A 14,441-nucleotide genomic window follows, 5' to 3' on the forward strand; every position below is an offset into this window, starting at 1 on the left:
CGGCATAAAATTTTAAAGAAAAGTAAGGCGCAGGATTTTGATACGAGCCCGAAGGTGGAATTTTAAAGCAAAGTGCGGAATTTTCGCGCTCTAAGCCTAGGCGTAGAATTTCGGTCGTAAAATTAAGCGTTAAATTTTTAAAGGATTTAAAATCATCCTGCGCTCTTGCGGCAAAATTTCGTGCTTTGCCCGTAAAGCCCGAGCCTTAAATAGGCTAGGCAAATTGCAACCTATAAATCCTTAAAATCAGTCCGCAAATTCTGTCGTAAATTTCGCTTTGCACTTCTTAAAAGTCCCGCAAAAATCCATTTAAAGAAACAATTATAAAAATTTAGCTAAAATTTCGCAAATTTTTTCAGGAGAAATTTATGACAAAAGCAGAAATCAAAGAGTTAATGGACTTTTTCGGCGAGAAGCAAGGCATTAACGAGCTAAAAATTAAAGATAAGGATTTTGAAATCGAGATAAAAAAATATGGTCCATGCGGCGGGAGCACGTCTCAGCTTGCCGCACCCGCACCCGCTCCGCAGCTTGCTACGCCTGCAGTAAATGTGCTCGTGGGCGATAAGCCCGCCACAAAAAGCGCGATGGATACGATCGACAGCCCGATGGTAGGCACTTTTTATAAGGCGCCGAGCCCTGGTGCGGCAGAGTTCGTGAGCGTAGGTCAGGTCGTGCATAAGGGCGATACAATCGGCATCATCGAAGCAATGAAGATTATGAACGAGATCGAGGCGGAATTCGACTGCCGCATCAAAAAAGCTCTCGTCGAAGATGGACAGCCCGTCGAATACGCTATGGCGCTGTTTGAGGTCGAGAAGCTATGAGGGAGCTTAAGAAAATTCTAATCGCAAATCGCGGCGAAATAGCGCTTAGAGCGCTTCGCACGATCCAAGAGATGGGCAAGCAAGCCATCATCGTGCACTCTACCGCTGATCAGGACGCGCTTTACGTCAAATACGCCGACGCGTCGGTCTGCATAGGCGGACCGCGCAGTAGCGATAGTTATCTAAATATCCCCGCAATCATCACAGCGTGTGAGCTAACGGAAGCCGACGCGATATTTCCGGGATACGGCTTTTTAAGTGAAAGCCAAAATTTCGTCGAAATTTGCGCTAAGCACGGCATTAAATTTATCGGTCCGAGCGTCGAGGTAATGACTTTAATGAGCGATAAGAGCAAGGCTAAGCAAGTGATGATGCGCGCAGGAATCCCCGTAGTGCCGGGCAGCGACGGCGCGATCGCAAGCGTCGAAGAGGCACGCAAGCTAGCCGCCGAAATCGGCTATCCGGTCATCATTAAAGCCGCAGCCGGTGGTGGTGGGCGCGGAATGCGCGTGGTCGAGCGCGAAGAGGATATCGAAAAGCTCTTTTGGTCGGCAGAGAGCGAAGCGATGAGCGCGTTCGGCGACGGCACGATGTATATGGAAAAATATATCACAAACCCCCGCCACATCGAGGTTCAGGTCTTAGGCGACGAGCACGGACACGTCGTACATATCGGCGAGCGCGACTGCTCGATGCAGCGCCGCCATCAAAAGCTGATCGAAGAGAGCCCGGCCGTGATCTTGGACGAGCCGACACGAAAGAGCCTGCACGAAACGGCGGTTCGCGCCGCTAAGGCGATCGGATACGCAAGCGCGGGAACGTTTGAGTTTTTATACGATAGCAAGGACAAGAAATTCTATTTCATCGAGATGAATACCCGCCTGCAGGTCGAACACACCGTAAGCGAGATGCGAAGCGGGCTCGATCTGATCGAGTGGATGATCCGTATCGCGCAGGGCGAGAAGCTGCTGCCTCAAAGCGAGATAAAATTTAGCGGGCATGCGCTTGAGTGCCGCATCACCGCCGAGGACTCTAAAAGCTTTATGCCAAACCCGGGCAAAATCACAAAATACGTTGCTCCGGGCGGCAGAAACGTCCGTATGGACAGCCACGTCTATGAGGGCTACTCGGTGCCGCCTTACTACGACAGCATGATCGGCAAGCTCATCGTTTACGACAAGGACCGCGCGCGTGCGATTGCGAAGATGAAAGTCGCGCTAGATGAGCTCATCATAGGCGGTATAAAATCGACGCGCGATTTTCATCTTAGGATGATGAATAACCCTGATTTCGTGGATAATAACTACGACACAAATTACCTAGCCAAGCATTAAATTTAAAATTCCAAGGGATGATACTCTTGGAATTTTAAAATTTATTTGAAATTCTGCATTTAAAATTCCGCTTTAAATTTTTCATTTAAAAAGCTACTTGAAATTTTGTTTTAAAATCCCGTCGCTCCATGCTTTAAATTTTGCTATTAAATTTGCCGTCAAATTTAGGTGAAGATGCGCGAGATACGCTATTGTTGTAGCTTATATGTTTTACAGCGAGATTAATGCTGGACTTGGTTTAAATTTTACGTTCCGCGACGATTTAAATTTAGAATGTGTGTATTGCCACCGCAAATATTCGCTTTCATATGCACCAAGCTAGTTAAAATTTAATGCCATGCATGCGCTCTATCATCATTTCTCGGCAATCGGCTATCGATGTACGCGAGTAAGCGGCTAAAATTTACCGCGCGCCGCCAACGTCCGTTCGGTGCAAACTTGACCACGCTCGCCGCTGCGAGCGCGAAGTAGTATCGAGCTGCAAATTTTAAACTATCTCGCTGCACGCGCTTGAGAAATGGTTACCTGCTTTGCGGGCAAAGCGTGCTAGGTCTTTAAACCGTCAAATTTCAAGCCCTGAAAATTCCTCGTAAAATTTATTTAGATAATCAGCGTAATAGAAGTTTTGATTTCTAGCGTCAAATTTACCTGCTATTTCTAAAGCCATTTTATAAGTATTTTCATCTCCAAATGCGACAATGGGGATAAGCAATTTTAAATAATTCAAATCATCGTTGCTATCGAGTATAGCGTGTGAATGCTTACGCGCCAAGCTTAGTGCTGTTTCGTGCTCTCCTAGCCTAACAGCGATCTCGATTAGCGGTGCGATCTGATTTATGAAGCGAGGATCTGACTCGATCATTGCAGCGGCCTTTGGTAGCAAAGCCGTCGCTTCCTCTATCCTACCCAGCGCTACCATACTAAATAAGATCGGCGCGTAGGTTGTGTATGGTACTTTGATACAACCTAGCTCGCCCGAGATTATAGGCGTAGCTAACTCCAGTGCCGCCTCATACTCGCCTGTAAAATTTAAATACGCGATCTCATCGCTTGCTTCGCACGCCTCGCAGCCGTCCATATCGTCTTTGGCTAGCTTTTTCCACATCTTGTAGTTTGCTTTCGCCTCTTTAGACTCGCCCATGTCAATGTTTTGATTCGTCAAAGCCTTGTAATAGCGTGATAACGAGAGCCCTTCTATGCTCTCGTAGTAAAACAGCATCGTCTCTTCATCTCGTCTATAAACTCTTTTTCTATCATAGAGCTTTTAGCGGCGCCTGGAGCTATCCATCTAAATTTCCATAGGCAGTCCACGAAGCAGACAAAATTCGAATATTCCTTCTTTTCCAAATTTTTTGCGATATAGTCTGTGAGCCACATTAGCGCCTTCATTCTTAAAAACGCACCGAATTTTCCAATTTCATCATTCACTATAAAATCACAAATTTGAGTGGCAAATGCAAAATTTTCCGCTTCTACGGCGTCTCTTATCGCGTCAAACAGACGCCCCTCCTTATCTATTACGCTTTTAAGCCCATTTAGCTTTTCATAAAGCCCCTCTAGCGAGCCCCGTTCCATCCTTGCTCCTCATTAAATTTTGCGATAATTATATCCGTTTAGTCTGAAGTTAAGCGGGCGCGTCGCGATTTTAAAGCCCAAAAGGCAAAATGAAATTTAAACGTTATTTTAAAACAGCTCTGCTAGCGTACCGTTTTAGCGCCCTATTTGCCGCCGCGATAGGCAAATTTCAGCTTTGTTATATAAATTTGATATTAAAATGCCGTACTCATAAATTTTTTAAGAAAAGGGGAATTTATGGACATAAACACACGGCGCCTTAAAAGCGAGTTTGAGCAGATAAGCCGCTTTGGGGCTTTGGCGGGCGGCGGGCTTACGCGGCTTGCGTTTTCGCGCGAGGATAAAGCGGCGCGCGACTTCCTCATATCGCTACTTCAAAAAGAAAATTTCAAGATCAAAATCGACGATGCGGGCAATATTTTCGCTAAATTTATTGACGTTAAAAATCCCGATCTGCCGTCCGTAAGTGCTGGCTCGCATATCGATAGCGTGCCGCAGGGCGGCTTTTACGACGGCACGCTAGGCGTCATGGCCGCTTTAGAGGCGATCCGCACGGTGCAAGATAGCGGCGAGGAGCTTGCGCGCCCGCTGGAGCTCATCGTCTTTGTTTGCGAGGAGTCGAGCCGCTTTAAAATGGCTACCGTAGGCAGCAAGATAATTAGCGGCAAGCTCTCACGGCAGCGGCTAGACGAGCTAAAGGATAAAGACGGAATTTCGCTATTTGATGCCATGCAGGATTTCGGGCTAAATCCCACAAATTTAAAAAGCTGCGTCCTGCCCAAATCCAGCTTTCATAGCTACATCGAGCTTCATATCGAGCAGGGGCCGGTATTGCAGCGACGCGGCATCCCCGTGGGCATCGTCACGGGTATCGCCGCGCCCGTGCGATACGAGCTGCGGATCGAGGGCAGAGCCGATCACAGCGGCGCTACGCCGATGGATATGCGCTGCGACGCCCTAGCTTGTGCTAGCGAGATCGTTTTAAGCGCGGAGAGGATCGCAAAGGAGGGCAAAACCACGGTCGCGACGACGGGCTATGCAAACGCGCTACCCGGCGTGCTAAATGTGATCCCCGGCTCCTGCACGCTAGGTCTTGATATACGCGATATAGACGAGGATGCGCTTAGGGCGGCGGATGATAAAATTTGCGCTGCGATAGATGAAATTTGCGCTCGCCGAGGGTGCAGATTTGAACTAAAAAATCTCATCAAGGATCGCCCCGTAAAGCTAAGCGAGGAGATGATAGCTCTGCTTGAGGGCTGCGCCGGCGAGCTTAAAATTCCAAGCCTGAGGCTTCCTAGCGGCGCGGGACACGACGCGATGAATATGACGGAGCTTGCGGATCGCGTTGGGATGCTTTTCGTGCCGTGCAAGGACGGCATCAGCCACAACGTAAATGAAAGTATAAACTGGCACGACGCGTTTGCTGCTACGAAGGTTTTAGCCGCGGCGATGTTAAACTTAGCCAAAGAATAAAGGAGAGAAGATGGATGCTATCGCACAAAAAGTAGAGGCGCTCAAGGGCGAGATGATCGGGGATCGCAGGTTTTTTCACTCGCATCCCGAGACGGGCTGGTTTACCTTTTTTACGACCGCGGTTATCGCAGATCGTATGCAACGCTTGGGCTATGAGATAAAGCTCGGCCGCGAGGTAGTAAAGGCCGAAGCGAGGCAGGGCGTAGGCAGTAAGGATGCCTGCGAGAAGGCGAAGCAGCGCGCCAAAGAGTTGCTAAACGCAGATCAGATAAAATTTCTTGATGCGATGGAGGATGGGCTAACGGGTCTCGTGGCCGAAATAGACACTGGGCGCGCGGGCAAGACGGTCGCTTTTAGATTTGATATAGACGGCGTGGACGTGACCGAGAGCACGGACGCGGATCACCGCCCTTTTAAGGAGGGCTTTCGCTCCGACATTAGCGGCATCACGCATGCGTGCGGGCACGACGGGCATATCACGATGGGGCTTGCTCTGGCAAAGCTCATCGCGCAGAGCCTAGACGATTTTAGCGGTAAATTTAGATTTATCTTTCAAACCGCCGAGGAGGGTACCAGAGGCGCCGTGGGTATGGAGGCTGCGGGCGTCACCAAGGGCGTGGATTATCTACTGGGCGGTCATATCGGCTTTCAGGCGACTACTATGAGAGGCATCATCTGCGGTACCAAAAAGCTGCTTGCGACCACTAAATTTGACGTAAGCTTAAAAGGTAAGTCCGCTCACGCCGCGGGCGCGCCGCAAAACGGAGCCAATGCTCTGCTCGCCGCAGCCGAGATGGCGCTTGATATGCACGGCATCACTAGACACGCAGACGGCGTCACGCGTATCAACGTCGGAGTGCTGCGCGCGGGCGAAGGGCGCAACGTCATCGCGCCCAACGGCTATCTCGCGTGCGAGACGCGCGGCGAGAGCACGGAACTGAATGAGTTTATGAAGGCCAAATGCATGGACATAGTGGAGGGCGTTTCTAAAATTTACGGCGTCAGCTACGACGTGCAGATTACGGGCGGTACCGCAGGCGGCGATAGCGATGAGGATAGCACGCAGCTTTACGAGGATGCGGCGAAGGCATCGCCGTTTATCGACGATGATAAAATCGTAAGGGAGCTAAGTTTTGGTGCATGTGAGGACTTCGCGCATTTTATGCGCTCGGTACAAGATGCGGGCGGCAAAAGCGGATACTTGATGATCGGCACGACGCTTGCGGCGGGACATCACAACGCCAAATTCGACTTCGACGAGGACTCGTTGCTTGCGGGGGTGGACGTGTATCTGCGCTGCGCGTATAAGCTAAACGGCAAAGTTTAAAGGAGATGAGATGAAAAGAGCACTACTTCTAAGCGCTTCCAGTTACAAAGACAGCGGCTATCTGAACCACTGCAAGGGGTGGATCAAGGAATTTTTAGGAGGTCTTTGGGAGGATGAAATTTTATTCATTCCGTTTGCGGGCGTTAGGCGCACAAACGAGCAATATGAGCAGAAGGTCGCAGACTGCTTGGAGAGCAACAATATCAGATCGATCCACCGATTCGCCGATATGAAAGCCGCCGTTAAAAATGCCAAATCGATCTGCATCGGCGGCGGCAATACCTTCGTGCTGCTAAACGAGCTTTATAAATTTGATCTTTTAGGCGCGATTAAAGAGGCGGTGGACGGCGGCACGCCGTATTTCGGCTGGTCTGCGGGCGCAAACATCGCGGGCAAGACGATGATGACCACCAACGACATGCCGATCGTCTTCCCGCCTTCGCCGGTAGCTCTGGGGATCTTTCCGTATCAGATCAATCCGCACTTCATAAGCGGTAAAATTTCAAACCACAACGGCGAGAGTAGGGAGGAGCGGCTGGAGGAGTTTTTGATCGTCAATCAAAACGACAGCGTCTATGCTATGCCCGAGGGTAGCGCGTTTTTGATAAACGGAAACGAGTGCGAGGTGATAGGGCATGCGGACGTGCTGAAATTCGAGTACAAAAAAGAGATCTCGCGCATCGCCGTGGGAAGTAAATTTAAAATTTAAAAGGAGTTATCATGCAGACGTTTAGGCTATTTTTGGCGCTTGCGGGTATCGTCGCAGTCGTCGCTTTACTGATCATTAAAAAGGATACTAAAACCGTGCTTATCGGCGTGGGTTTGGTGCTGTGCGTGCTTTGTCTAAAGCCGCTGGACGGGCTGGGTGCTTTTACCTCGTATATGACTAAAGCAGGTCTTATTAAGGCGATCTGCGCCAGTATGGGTTTTGCCTTCGTGATGAAATTTACCGGCTGCGACCGCGCGCTCGTAAATTTACTAACCAGACCTCTTGGCAATATCGGATTTTTATTAATCCCTATCGTCGTGGCGCTTACATATTTTATCAATATCGCTATTCCCTCCGCTGCGGGCTGCTCGGCTGCGGTAGGCGCTACGCTGATCCCCGTGATGATGGCTGCGGGCGTTAAACCGGAGATGGCGGGAGCTGCGGTATTTGCGGGAACTTTTGGTAGCGTTTTAAGCCCGGGCTCGGCGCACAACGTATTTGTCGCCGATATGGTAAAGGCGCACAATCCATCCTACACGGTTCAAGACGTCATCGGGGTGCAGTTTTCCAGCGCGATTACCGCTTTGATCGTGGTTTTGATCGTAATGAGTATAACGGCGATAGTTTGCAAAGACTACACCAAGGGGGTGAATTATCTAGCGCAAAGAGAAAATTCCGCAGGTGCAGACGGCGCAAGCTCCGCCGCATCTGCCGACGGTTCAAATTTAGACGCGCAGCCTCAAAAGATAAACGTCTTATACGCGCTTATGCCGCTAGTACCGCTAGTGATCTTAGTAATCGGCGGCACGAGCCTAAATCAGGTCTCTTTTTTAAAATGGACGAAGATGGGCGTCGCCGAAGCGATGCTGCTGGGCGCTATCCTCACCATCGCCGTTACTCTAACCGATCCTCAAAAAATTACGAAGGAATTTTTCAAAGGAATGGGTAGCGCGTATGCCGAGATCATAGGTATCATCATCGCAGCAGGCGTCTTCGTCGCGGGTCTTAGCGCGTGCGGGGCGATCGATTTCGTAATCGAGTGGCTTAAAAACGAGCAGGGTTACGTAAAATTCGGCGGAACCTTCGTGCCGTTTTTTATGGGCGTCGTAACGGGCTCTGGAGATGCGGCGTCGATGGCGTTTAACACCGCCGTGACCGTGCACGCCGACGCGCTAGGCTTTGAACAAGATAAGCTCGGTATGGCGGTTGCGATAAGCGGCGCGCTAGGCAGGAGCGCATCGCCGATCGCGGGCGCTTGCATCGTTTGCGCGGGACTTGCGATGGTAAATCCTATTCAGATCGCCAAAAGAACGGCTCTAGGGATGTTTATATCCGTCTGCGTCATCGCATTTGTCATTTTATAAAAGGCTCATTTGTGGATATTGTGCAGAGGTTTTTAAACTACACCAAGATCAACACCACCACAAATAGAGTCGCGGGCGCTGCGGGCATAATGCCCTCAAACCCCAAGGAGCTTGAGCTAGCAGGCCTCATAAAAGGCGAGCTAGAAGCTCTAGGCATAAAAAATATCAGCCTGAACGAAAAGTCGATTTTAATCGCTAAAATTCCCTCAAATTTAAACTCGCCCGCTGCGAAAGTAGCGTTTTTTGCCCATCTTGATACCAGCGCCGAGCAGACGAATGATACCAAGGCTCAGATCGTAAGATACGAAGGCGGCGATATCTGCCTAAATAAAGAGCTAGAGATCTATCTTAAAGAGAGCGAAAATGAGGAGCTGCAAAATTATAAAGGAGATGAGATCATCGTAACGGATGGCACCAGCTTGCTAGGCGCCGACGATAAGGCGGCGATCGCCGCGATCGTGAATGCGCTGGAATTTTTCGTCCAAAATTCACAGATCAAACACGGAGAGATAATCGCCTGCTTCGTACCGGACGAGGAGCAGGGCTTGCGGGGCGCAAAGGCACTGGATGTAAGCGAGATAGGTGCGGACTTTGGCTACTGCCTTGATTGCTGCGGCATCGGCGAGTTTATCTACGAGAATTGGAACGCGGGCGATTGCGTCGTTACCTTCAAAGGCCAGTCCGCTCATCCGATGAACGCCAAGGGCAAGCTCGTAAATTCCTTGCTTTTGGCGCATAAGTTTATCTCGCTGCTGCCCGCAGGCGAGGCGCCCGAATACACAGAGGGCAAGGAGGGCTATTTTTGGGTCAAGGAGCTTAGTGGCAATAGCGCAAAGACCGTCCTAAAGATCGACGTGAGGGAATTTGACGAGAAAAGATACGAGCAGCGCATGGAATTTTTGCAAAAAACTGCGGACGGGCTTCGCGCAATCTGGGGCGATCGGATCGAAATTTCGCTAAACGATCGCTACAAGAACGTCTATAACTTTTTGAAAAACGACGACGCGCCAGCAATTCGCTTTGCGAAGCAGGCTTTTAAAAGCCTAAATATCGAGCCCAAGATCAAGCCTATGCGAGGCGGCTACGACGGCGCCGTCATCTCCGCAAAGGGGCTGCCGTGCCCGAACCTCTTCACCGGCGGGCATAATTTCCACTCGATCTACGAGTATCTACCCGTAGGCTCTTTAAAAGCGGCGAGCGAGGTGGTTAAGCAGATCATAACGCTAGCGGCGGCGCGAGCCTAGCTCGGCCGCTTTCTACTCCGCGCGCAGATTTGATTTTAAATTTGGCTTATTCATTCCGCCGCGAAATTTTACTCTGCTCGGCGGAATTTTATCTAGCGGACGGAATTTTGTTTAGTAACGCGAAATTTTATTTTACTAAGCAGAATTTCGCGCAGCTATGAAATTTTGCTTTGCTCTGCTGAGCAAGCGGCTTGGCTAGACAAAAGGCGCGTTGTAAAATTTTGCCGCGCCCCGTGCTTTACGGCCCGCTTATTGTCACGTCTTTAATGCTCTTTGCGTATGGTGCGACCGCGCATTTTTACAGCTTGCCGCGTTAGGCTGCGGCAAATTTTATATTTCGACGATTTAGATGGCTAGCAGACACGCCGTATTGACCGACAAAATTTTATCCCCGCAGCATGCAGAGCGGACGTTTTTAGCGCAAGCGAGATCTATTTTTCGGGCGACACAGCGTCGTAAACGGGTCTTAAAAATGGCACGGAATTTCTTTAAATTAAAATTTTGCCGTAATGCGCGGCTTGCGCTGAATTATCTATAAACCGCGCGGGCTAAATTTAAGCACTCCGTTTAAAATTTCATCGCAATACTTTTTTATTTTGAAGGCTTAATATAAGCCTAAAAAATAGGCTTGAAATTTATAAATTCATATGCTCAAAAAGAATTTTAAATCAAGTAAATTCCATGCAATATTTATAGCATCGAGTATGTTAGACGTAAAATCCTGCGTGGTTAGGATGATAAATTTTGCCATAAAATTTTATTGCAAAATTATACGATCAGGCTCGCAGTACGCTTAATCTTAGCTGCGAATAAAGTCATTTAAGCCCTAAAGCTTATGCTACTAGATAAGCTTAATGGGTATTTATAAAAACAACTCACGCCGTAAAATACTTGCGACAATTTCGCGCAATATTGCTTTTAGGAATTAAATTCCGCGACGTCAAATCATAAAATTTTTAAGAATTTCGAGCTATTCAAGAAGCGAAAACGTCTATTTTTTCGCTTCTTTCGGCACGATCGGCGGGTCAAGCTGCATGATCTTATCGCCTAGGCGCTGAAAATTTGCAAGGCTTTTTAGGTGGAAATACGCTAGCTCCAGATATCCGCGGCGCGCGAAATCCGCAAGCTTTTTATCGCTTAACTTCAAAAGCTTTTCGCGATTTACGACCGAAAAGCCATTCAGCAGAGACGATTCCTTGCCGCTAGAGTTGATGCCGAGCTCCTTGGCTTCTAAAATCCCCGCCTTTTGAAATTCCGCTGCGGCAACGCGCGTGCGCATATCCAAATCGGCGTAATTTTTCATCACCTCTTTTAAATTTTGTAAAAACGGCGTCGGCTTACCGTCTTTAAAAAGCGCCTCGCCGTCGCCTTTGATTTGCTGTGCGTCCTCATCGAAGCAGATCGCCGTCTGCTCGCCGATTTGAGCTAGGAAAAACGGATAATTCTGCACCGAAGAAGGTACCGTTCCTTTATAATCCTTATCGATTAGGACGTTTTTGGTGCGCCCTAGCAGCGCCACCATTTTGGGCTCTTTTTCGATAGTAAATACTATAACGAGGTTGTCTGCGCAAAACGGAATCTCCGGCGCGATCACCGGCACGAAAGGCGCGGTAGGGAATGCATCCGCGTGATATTTCAAATCCGCGTGTTTAACGCTATCTAATACGACTGGGGTCATGTTGGTCCTTTAAAAAATTTTAGCAATTATATAAAAAATAATATTAAAATTCTAAAGGATTTTAAAATTTCGCCTGTTTTGTTCGCAAAAATTCAAACCTTTGGAATTTTAAATTTGATAGAATTACCGTTAAATTTAAAGGAGCGCAGATGGATTTAAACGAGCTTTTAGCGCTTGCCGAAGACGCTGCGAAAAAGGCAAACGCGTACTGGGCTACTAGCCACCATGCTCCTCTAAAATTTTATCTTTTAGTAACTCGTAGAACTCGCAGGATTTTTTATTGCCCGCGTCGCAGCCCTTTTTGACGCATCCGAGTCCCTTGGAAAATCCGCGCAAATCCCCCTCGCTCAGATACAAATAGCCTAAATTATTACAAGCATCGCCGTAGCCCATTTCACAGGATTTGGTGTAGAATTTCACCGCCTTGTCGCGATCCGGCGGCACGCCGAGGCCTTTATCATACGCAACGCCGGCATTATGGCAGCTGTCCCTCGGCCCGCCGTCACAGCCTCGCTCGAAAAAGCTCGTCGCCTTTACCGGATCCGCCGCAAGCCCAAAACCGCCCGTGAAATAGACCACGCCCGCATTGTGGCAGCTCTTGGCATAGCCTAAATCGCAGGCCTTGGCGTAGCGCTGCGCGGCAGCAACGAAGTCCCTACTCAGGCGCCCTCGCTGATATAGGTTGCCTAGCTTGTGGCAGGCTACGGCGACGTTTTTATCGCAGGCTGCGTCATAGAATACGCCTGCCTGCGTCGCATTACCCTCGCCGTCGTATAGGGCTCCCAAATCAAAGCAGCTATCTTTTTCGCCCGCCTCGCAAGCCTTAGCAAGAGCAAGCTTCGCGCCGTCGTAATCTCCACTGGAGAGCTTGTCGCGCCCCAGCTGCGCGCAGCCCATGCCATCGCCGCGGTAGCATTTAAATGATAAAACTGGTGACGGCAAAAAAAGCACCATAACCAAGACGCAAACGGCAATCGAAAGCGCCGCTATGTCGATGATCTTTCTCATATCTATCCTTTTTACGGCGATGCGCCGCGGATTTAAGGGGCAGTCTTGCAGACAAATCCCGTCCGAGTAAATTTTGCGGATGAAATTTTACCGCCTTAAAACTCTGCTTTAAAATTTGCCCAGGGCTTCCGCGCCGTAAAATTTTAAAATTTCAAAATTCCGCAAGCTGTAAATTTGCAGCCAAATTTTAAATTTTACGAACCGCGCCCGACGCCGCAGCAATACCGCGAAATCGCTCGCAAAATTCTAAAATTGAAATTTTTAAAAAATCAAAATTTTACGAGCCGTAAATTTAGAATTAGTTTTAAAATTCCATAGCTATAAATTTTAAGTAAAATTTCGCTTTGTATTTAAATCATAAATTTCGTTCGTGGGATTTAGGGATATCGGCGCGAAATGTAGCCTATGCGGCTACATTTTTTCTTTCGCGTTTAGGCCCATCAGAGCAAACGCCGTGCGGATACTAAGCGCTACGAGCGCGAACAGCTTGAGCTTCGCATCCTCGTTCTCGCTGCCTACGACGCGGTTTTCGTTGTAGTATTTGTGAAAGTCCGCCGCGAGCGCCTTTAGGAAATCGGGCAGCTTCTGCAAGCCGCGCGAATTAAAGGCGTCGTTTAAAATTTCATTCAAGCCAAGCGCCGCAAAAGCTAGACCGAGCCCCGCTTCATCTAGCGCGCCGAAGTCCGCACCTAGGACATCCGCCTCGCGCTTGCCCGCTTTAGTAAAAATTTGATTGACCCGCGCGTGGGCGTAGTTGATGTAAAAGATCGGATTGCTGCTGTCCTCGCGCGCGAGCTCGTCCACGTCGAACTCAAGCGGCGTCTCGCCCTTTTTGCTGATGAAGATAAATCGCATCGCGTCCCTGCCGATCGCAGCGAGCACGTCGCTCATCAAAATCGCGTTGCCCGCGCGCTTGCTCATCTTGTAGGTCTGCCCGTCTTTGAGCAAATTTACCATCTGCATTAGGATGATCTCGAGCCTGCTTTCGTCATAGCCCAGAAAATGCACGGCAGCCTTTAGACGCGCGATGTAGCCGTGGTGATCGGCGCCCCAGATGTTGATGCAGCGCTCATATCCGCGCTCAAATTTGTTGTTGTGATAGACGATGTCGCCCGCAAGATAGGTCGGACGCGCATCCTCGCGGATGACGACGCGATCCTTTTCGTCGCCGAGCTGCGATGAGCGGATCCAAATTTTACCCTCCGCCTCATACATCTTGCCGCTGCGCTCAAGCTTCCTAATCGTTGGCTCAAGCTCGCCGTAGAGGCTCTTTTCGCTAGCCCAGTTTTGGATGTGAATGCCCGCATCTGCGAGATCTTTTTGGATGATCTTTAACACTTCATCTTTAGCAAACTCCGCGAGCTGCAAGATCCGCGATTCGTCGCGGAAAATTTCATCGCCGAATTGGGCGCGCGCAAGAGGGATGATCTCATCGATATACTCGCCGCGATAGTATTTCTCGGGGTAGCTCACGTCCTCGCCCGCGAGCTCGCGCGCACGAAGCGCGATCGAAGTGCCCAAAAGCTCGATCTGATTGCCCGCGTCGTTGATGTAGTACTCCGTATCGACGCGATGCCCAAGATAGCCTCCGATGCGCGCGAATGTATCGCCGTAAACGGCGCCGCGCACGTGCCCGATATGAAGCGGACCGGTCGGATTGGCGCTGATGTATTCAAGCAAAATTTTTTGCGGTATAGCGGCGGAATTCCGCGCCTCATCGCAATTTGACGCTGCGAGGGAATTTGTCGCCTCTTCGGAATTCTGCGAAATAAAATTTTGCCTAGCGTCGGAATTCTGCAATTTAGCGGTGTCATTGCCGCTCGCAGCTAGATTTGCAGCGCAACCTTTGCTAGCAGGCTCGCTCGCGCAAAGCTTTTCCGAAACTGGTAAAATTCCACG

General features: G+C 49.4%; 12 protein-coding genes. 7 read left to right on the plus strand and 5 right to left on the minus strand.

Annotation, left to right across the window (positions count from 1 at the left end; genetic code table 11):
* The first annotated feature begins 368 nt into the window (after positions 1–368).
* Together accB and Q0372_RS05010 are read left to right on the plus strand one after the other, a co-directional pair.
* A complete protein-coding gene (accB, locus tag Q0372_RS05005) occupies positions 369–827 on the plus strand; it encodes an acetyl-CoA carboxylase biotin carboxyl carrier protein (protein ID WP_298103342.1) in 459 nt (152 codons plus the stop codon).
* Positions 824–2,161, plus strand: coding sequence for an acetyl-CoA carboxylase biotin carboxylase subunit (locus Q0372_RS05010; protein WP_298103345.1), 1,338 nt, complete (start codon positions 824–826; stop codon positions 2,159–2,161). Before accB ends, Q0372_RS05010 begins: the two co-directional genes overlap by 4 nt.
* Positions 2,162–2,723: 562 nt before the next feature.
* On the opposite strand, the gene Q0372_RS05015 is transcribed toward Q0372_RS05010, so the two are convergent.
* Complete coding sequence (locus tag Q0372_RS05015) at positions 2,724–3,380, minus strand: hypothetical protein (protein ID WP_298103348.1); 657 nt, start codon at positions 3,378–3,380, stop codon at positions 2,724–2,726.
* Positions 3,356–3,736, minus strand: a complete 381-nt coding sequence (locus Q0372_RS05020; RefSeq protein WP_298103350.1) for a hypothetical protein — start codon at positions 3,734–3,736, stop codon at positions 3,356–3,358. The genes Q0372_RS05015 and Q0372_RS05020 overlap by 25 nt, the downstream gene beginning before the upstream one ends.
* Before the next feature lie 237 nt (positions 3,737–3,973).
* Between Q0372_RS05020 and Q0372_RS05025 the strand changes: the two genes are divergently transcribed.
* Genes Q0372_RS05025 through pepT form a run of 5 tightly spaced genes read left to right on the plus strand, consistent with a single transcriptional unit; the run spans position 3,974 to position 9,856 of the window.
* The gene (locus tag Q0372_RS05025; protein WP_298103352.1) at positions 3,974–5,212 is read left to right on the plus strand and encodes a M20 family metallo-hydrolase; all 1,239 of its coding nucleotides are present in this window, start codon (positions 3,974–3,976) and stop codon (positions 5,210–5,212) included.
* 10 nt (positions 5,213–5,222) lie between these two features.
* Entirely contained in the window at positions 5,223–6,539 is a 1,317-nt protein-coding gene (locus tag Q0372_RS05030; protein WP_298103354.1) for an amidohydrolase, read from the plus strand.
* Between the two features lie 10 nt (positions 6,540–6,549).
* Positions 6,550–7,248 carry a dipeptidase PepE gene (gene pepE, locus Q0372_RS05035; protein WP_298103356.1) on the plus strand — a complete coding sequence of 233 codons (699 nt, stop codon included), beginning with the start codon at positions 6,550–6,552 and terminating at the stop codon, positions 7,246–7,248.
* 11 nt (positions 7,249–7,259) lie between these two features.
* A complete protein-coding gene (dcuC, locus tag Q0372_RS05040; protein ID WP_298103358.1) occupies positions 7,260–8,612 on the plus strand; it encodes a C4-dicarboxylate transporter DcuC in 1,353 nt (450 codons plus the stop codon).
* Positions 8,613–8,623: 11 nt separating this feature from the next.
* Positions 8,624–9,856, plus strand: coding sequence for a peptidase T (gene pepT, locus Q0372_RS05045; protein ID WP_298103360.1), 1,233 nt, complete (start codon positions 8,624–8,626; stop codon positions 9,854–9,856).
* A 991-nt stretch (positions 9,857–10,847) separates the two neighbouring features.
* On the opposite strand, the gene Q0372_RS05050 is transcribed toward pepT, so the two are convergent.
* The 3 genes from Q0372_RS05050 to argS all read right to left on the minus strand — a co-directional run bounded on the left by Q0372_RS05050 (position 10,848) and on the right by argS (position 14,435).
* Positions 10,848–11,534: a SapC family protein gene (locus Q0372_RS05050; RefSeq protein WP_298103362.1), complete on the minus strand. Its 687-nt coding sequence runs from the start codon at positions 11,532–11,534 to the stop codon at positions 10,848–10,850.
* Positions 11,535–11,750: 216 nt separating this feature from the next.
* A complete protein-coding gene (locus tag Q0372_RS05055) occupies positions 11,751–12,542 on the minus strand; it encodes a tetratricopeptide repeat protein (RefSeq protein ID WP_298103364.1) in 792 nt (263 codons plus the stop codon).
* A 411-nt stretch (positions 12,543–12,953) separates the two neighbouring features.
* Positions 12,954–14,435: an arginine--tRNA ligase gene (argS, locus tag Q0372_RS05060; RefSeq protein ID WP_298103370.1), complete on the minus strand. Its 1,482-nt coding sequence runs from the start codon at positions 14,433–14,435 to the stop codon at positions 12,954–12,956.
* Positions 14,436–14,441: the final 6 nt, after the last annotated feature.

The sequence above is a fragment of the uncultured Campylobacter sp. genome, assembly GCF_937997405.1.
In the GTDB taxonomy this organism is placed as follows: domain Bacteria; phylum Campylobacterota; class Campylobacteria; order Campylobacterales; family Campylobacteraceae; genus Campylobacter_B.

Bases quoted from the DNA above. Each gene is read 5' to 3' on its own strand.
- Q0372_RS05030 (WP_298103354.1), top strand. From the start codon at position 5,223: ATGGATGCTATCGCACAAAAAGTAGAGGCGCTCAAGGGCGAGATGATC.
- Q0372_RS05020 (WP_298103350.1), bottom strand. From the start codon at position 3,736: ATGGAACGGGGCTCGCTAGAGGGGCTTTATGAAAAGCTAAATGGGCTT.
- dcuC (WP_298103358.1), top strand. From the start codon at position 7,260: ATGCAGACGTTTAGGCTATTTTTGGCGCTTGCGGGTATCGTCGCAGTC.
- accB (WP_298103342.1), top strand. From the start codon at position 369: ATGACAAAAGCAGAAATCAAAGAGTTAATGGACTTTTTCGGCGAGAAG.
- Q0372_RS05015 (WP_298103348.1), bottom strand. From the start codon at position 3,380: ATGCTGTTTTACTACGAGAGCATAGAAGGGCTCTCGTTATCACGCTAT.
- pepE (WP_298103356.1), top strand. From the start codon at position 6,550: ATGAAAAGAGCACTACTTCTAAGCGCTTCCAGTTACAAAGACAGCGGC.
- Q0372_RS05055 (WP_298103364.1), bottom strand. From the start codon at position 12,542: ATGAGAAAGATCATCGACATAGCGGCGCTTTCGATTGCCGTTTGCGTC.
- Q0372_RS05010 (WP_298103345.1), top strand. From the start codon at position 824: ATGAGGGAGCTTAAGAAAATTCTAATCGCAAATCGCGGCGAAATAGCG.
- Q0372_RS05050 (WP_298103362.1), bottom strand. From the start codon at position 11,534: ATGACCCCAGTCGTATTAGATAGCGTTAAACACGCGGATTTGAAATAT.
- Q0372_RS05025 (WP_298103352.1), top strand. From the start codon at position 3,974: ATGGACATAAACACACGGCGCCTTAAAAGCGAGTTTGAGCAGATAAGC.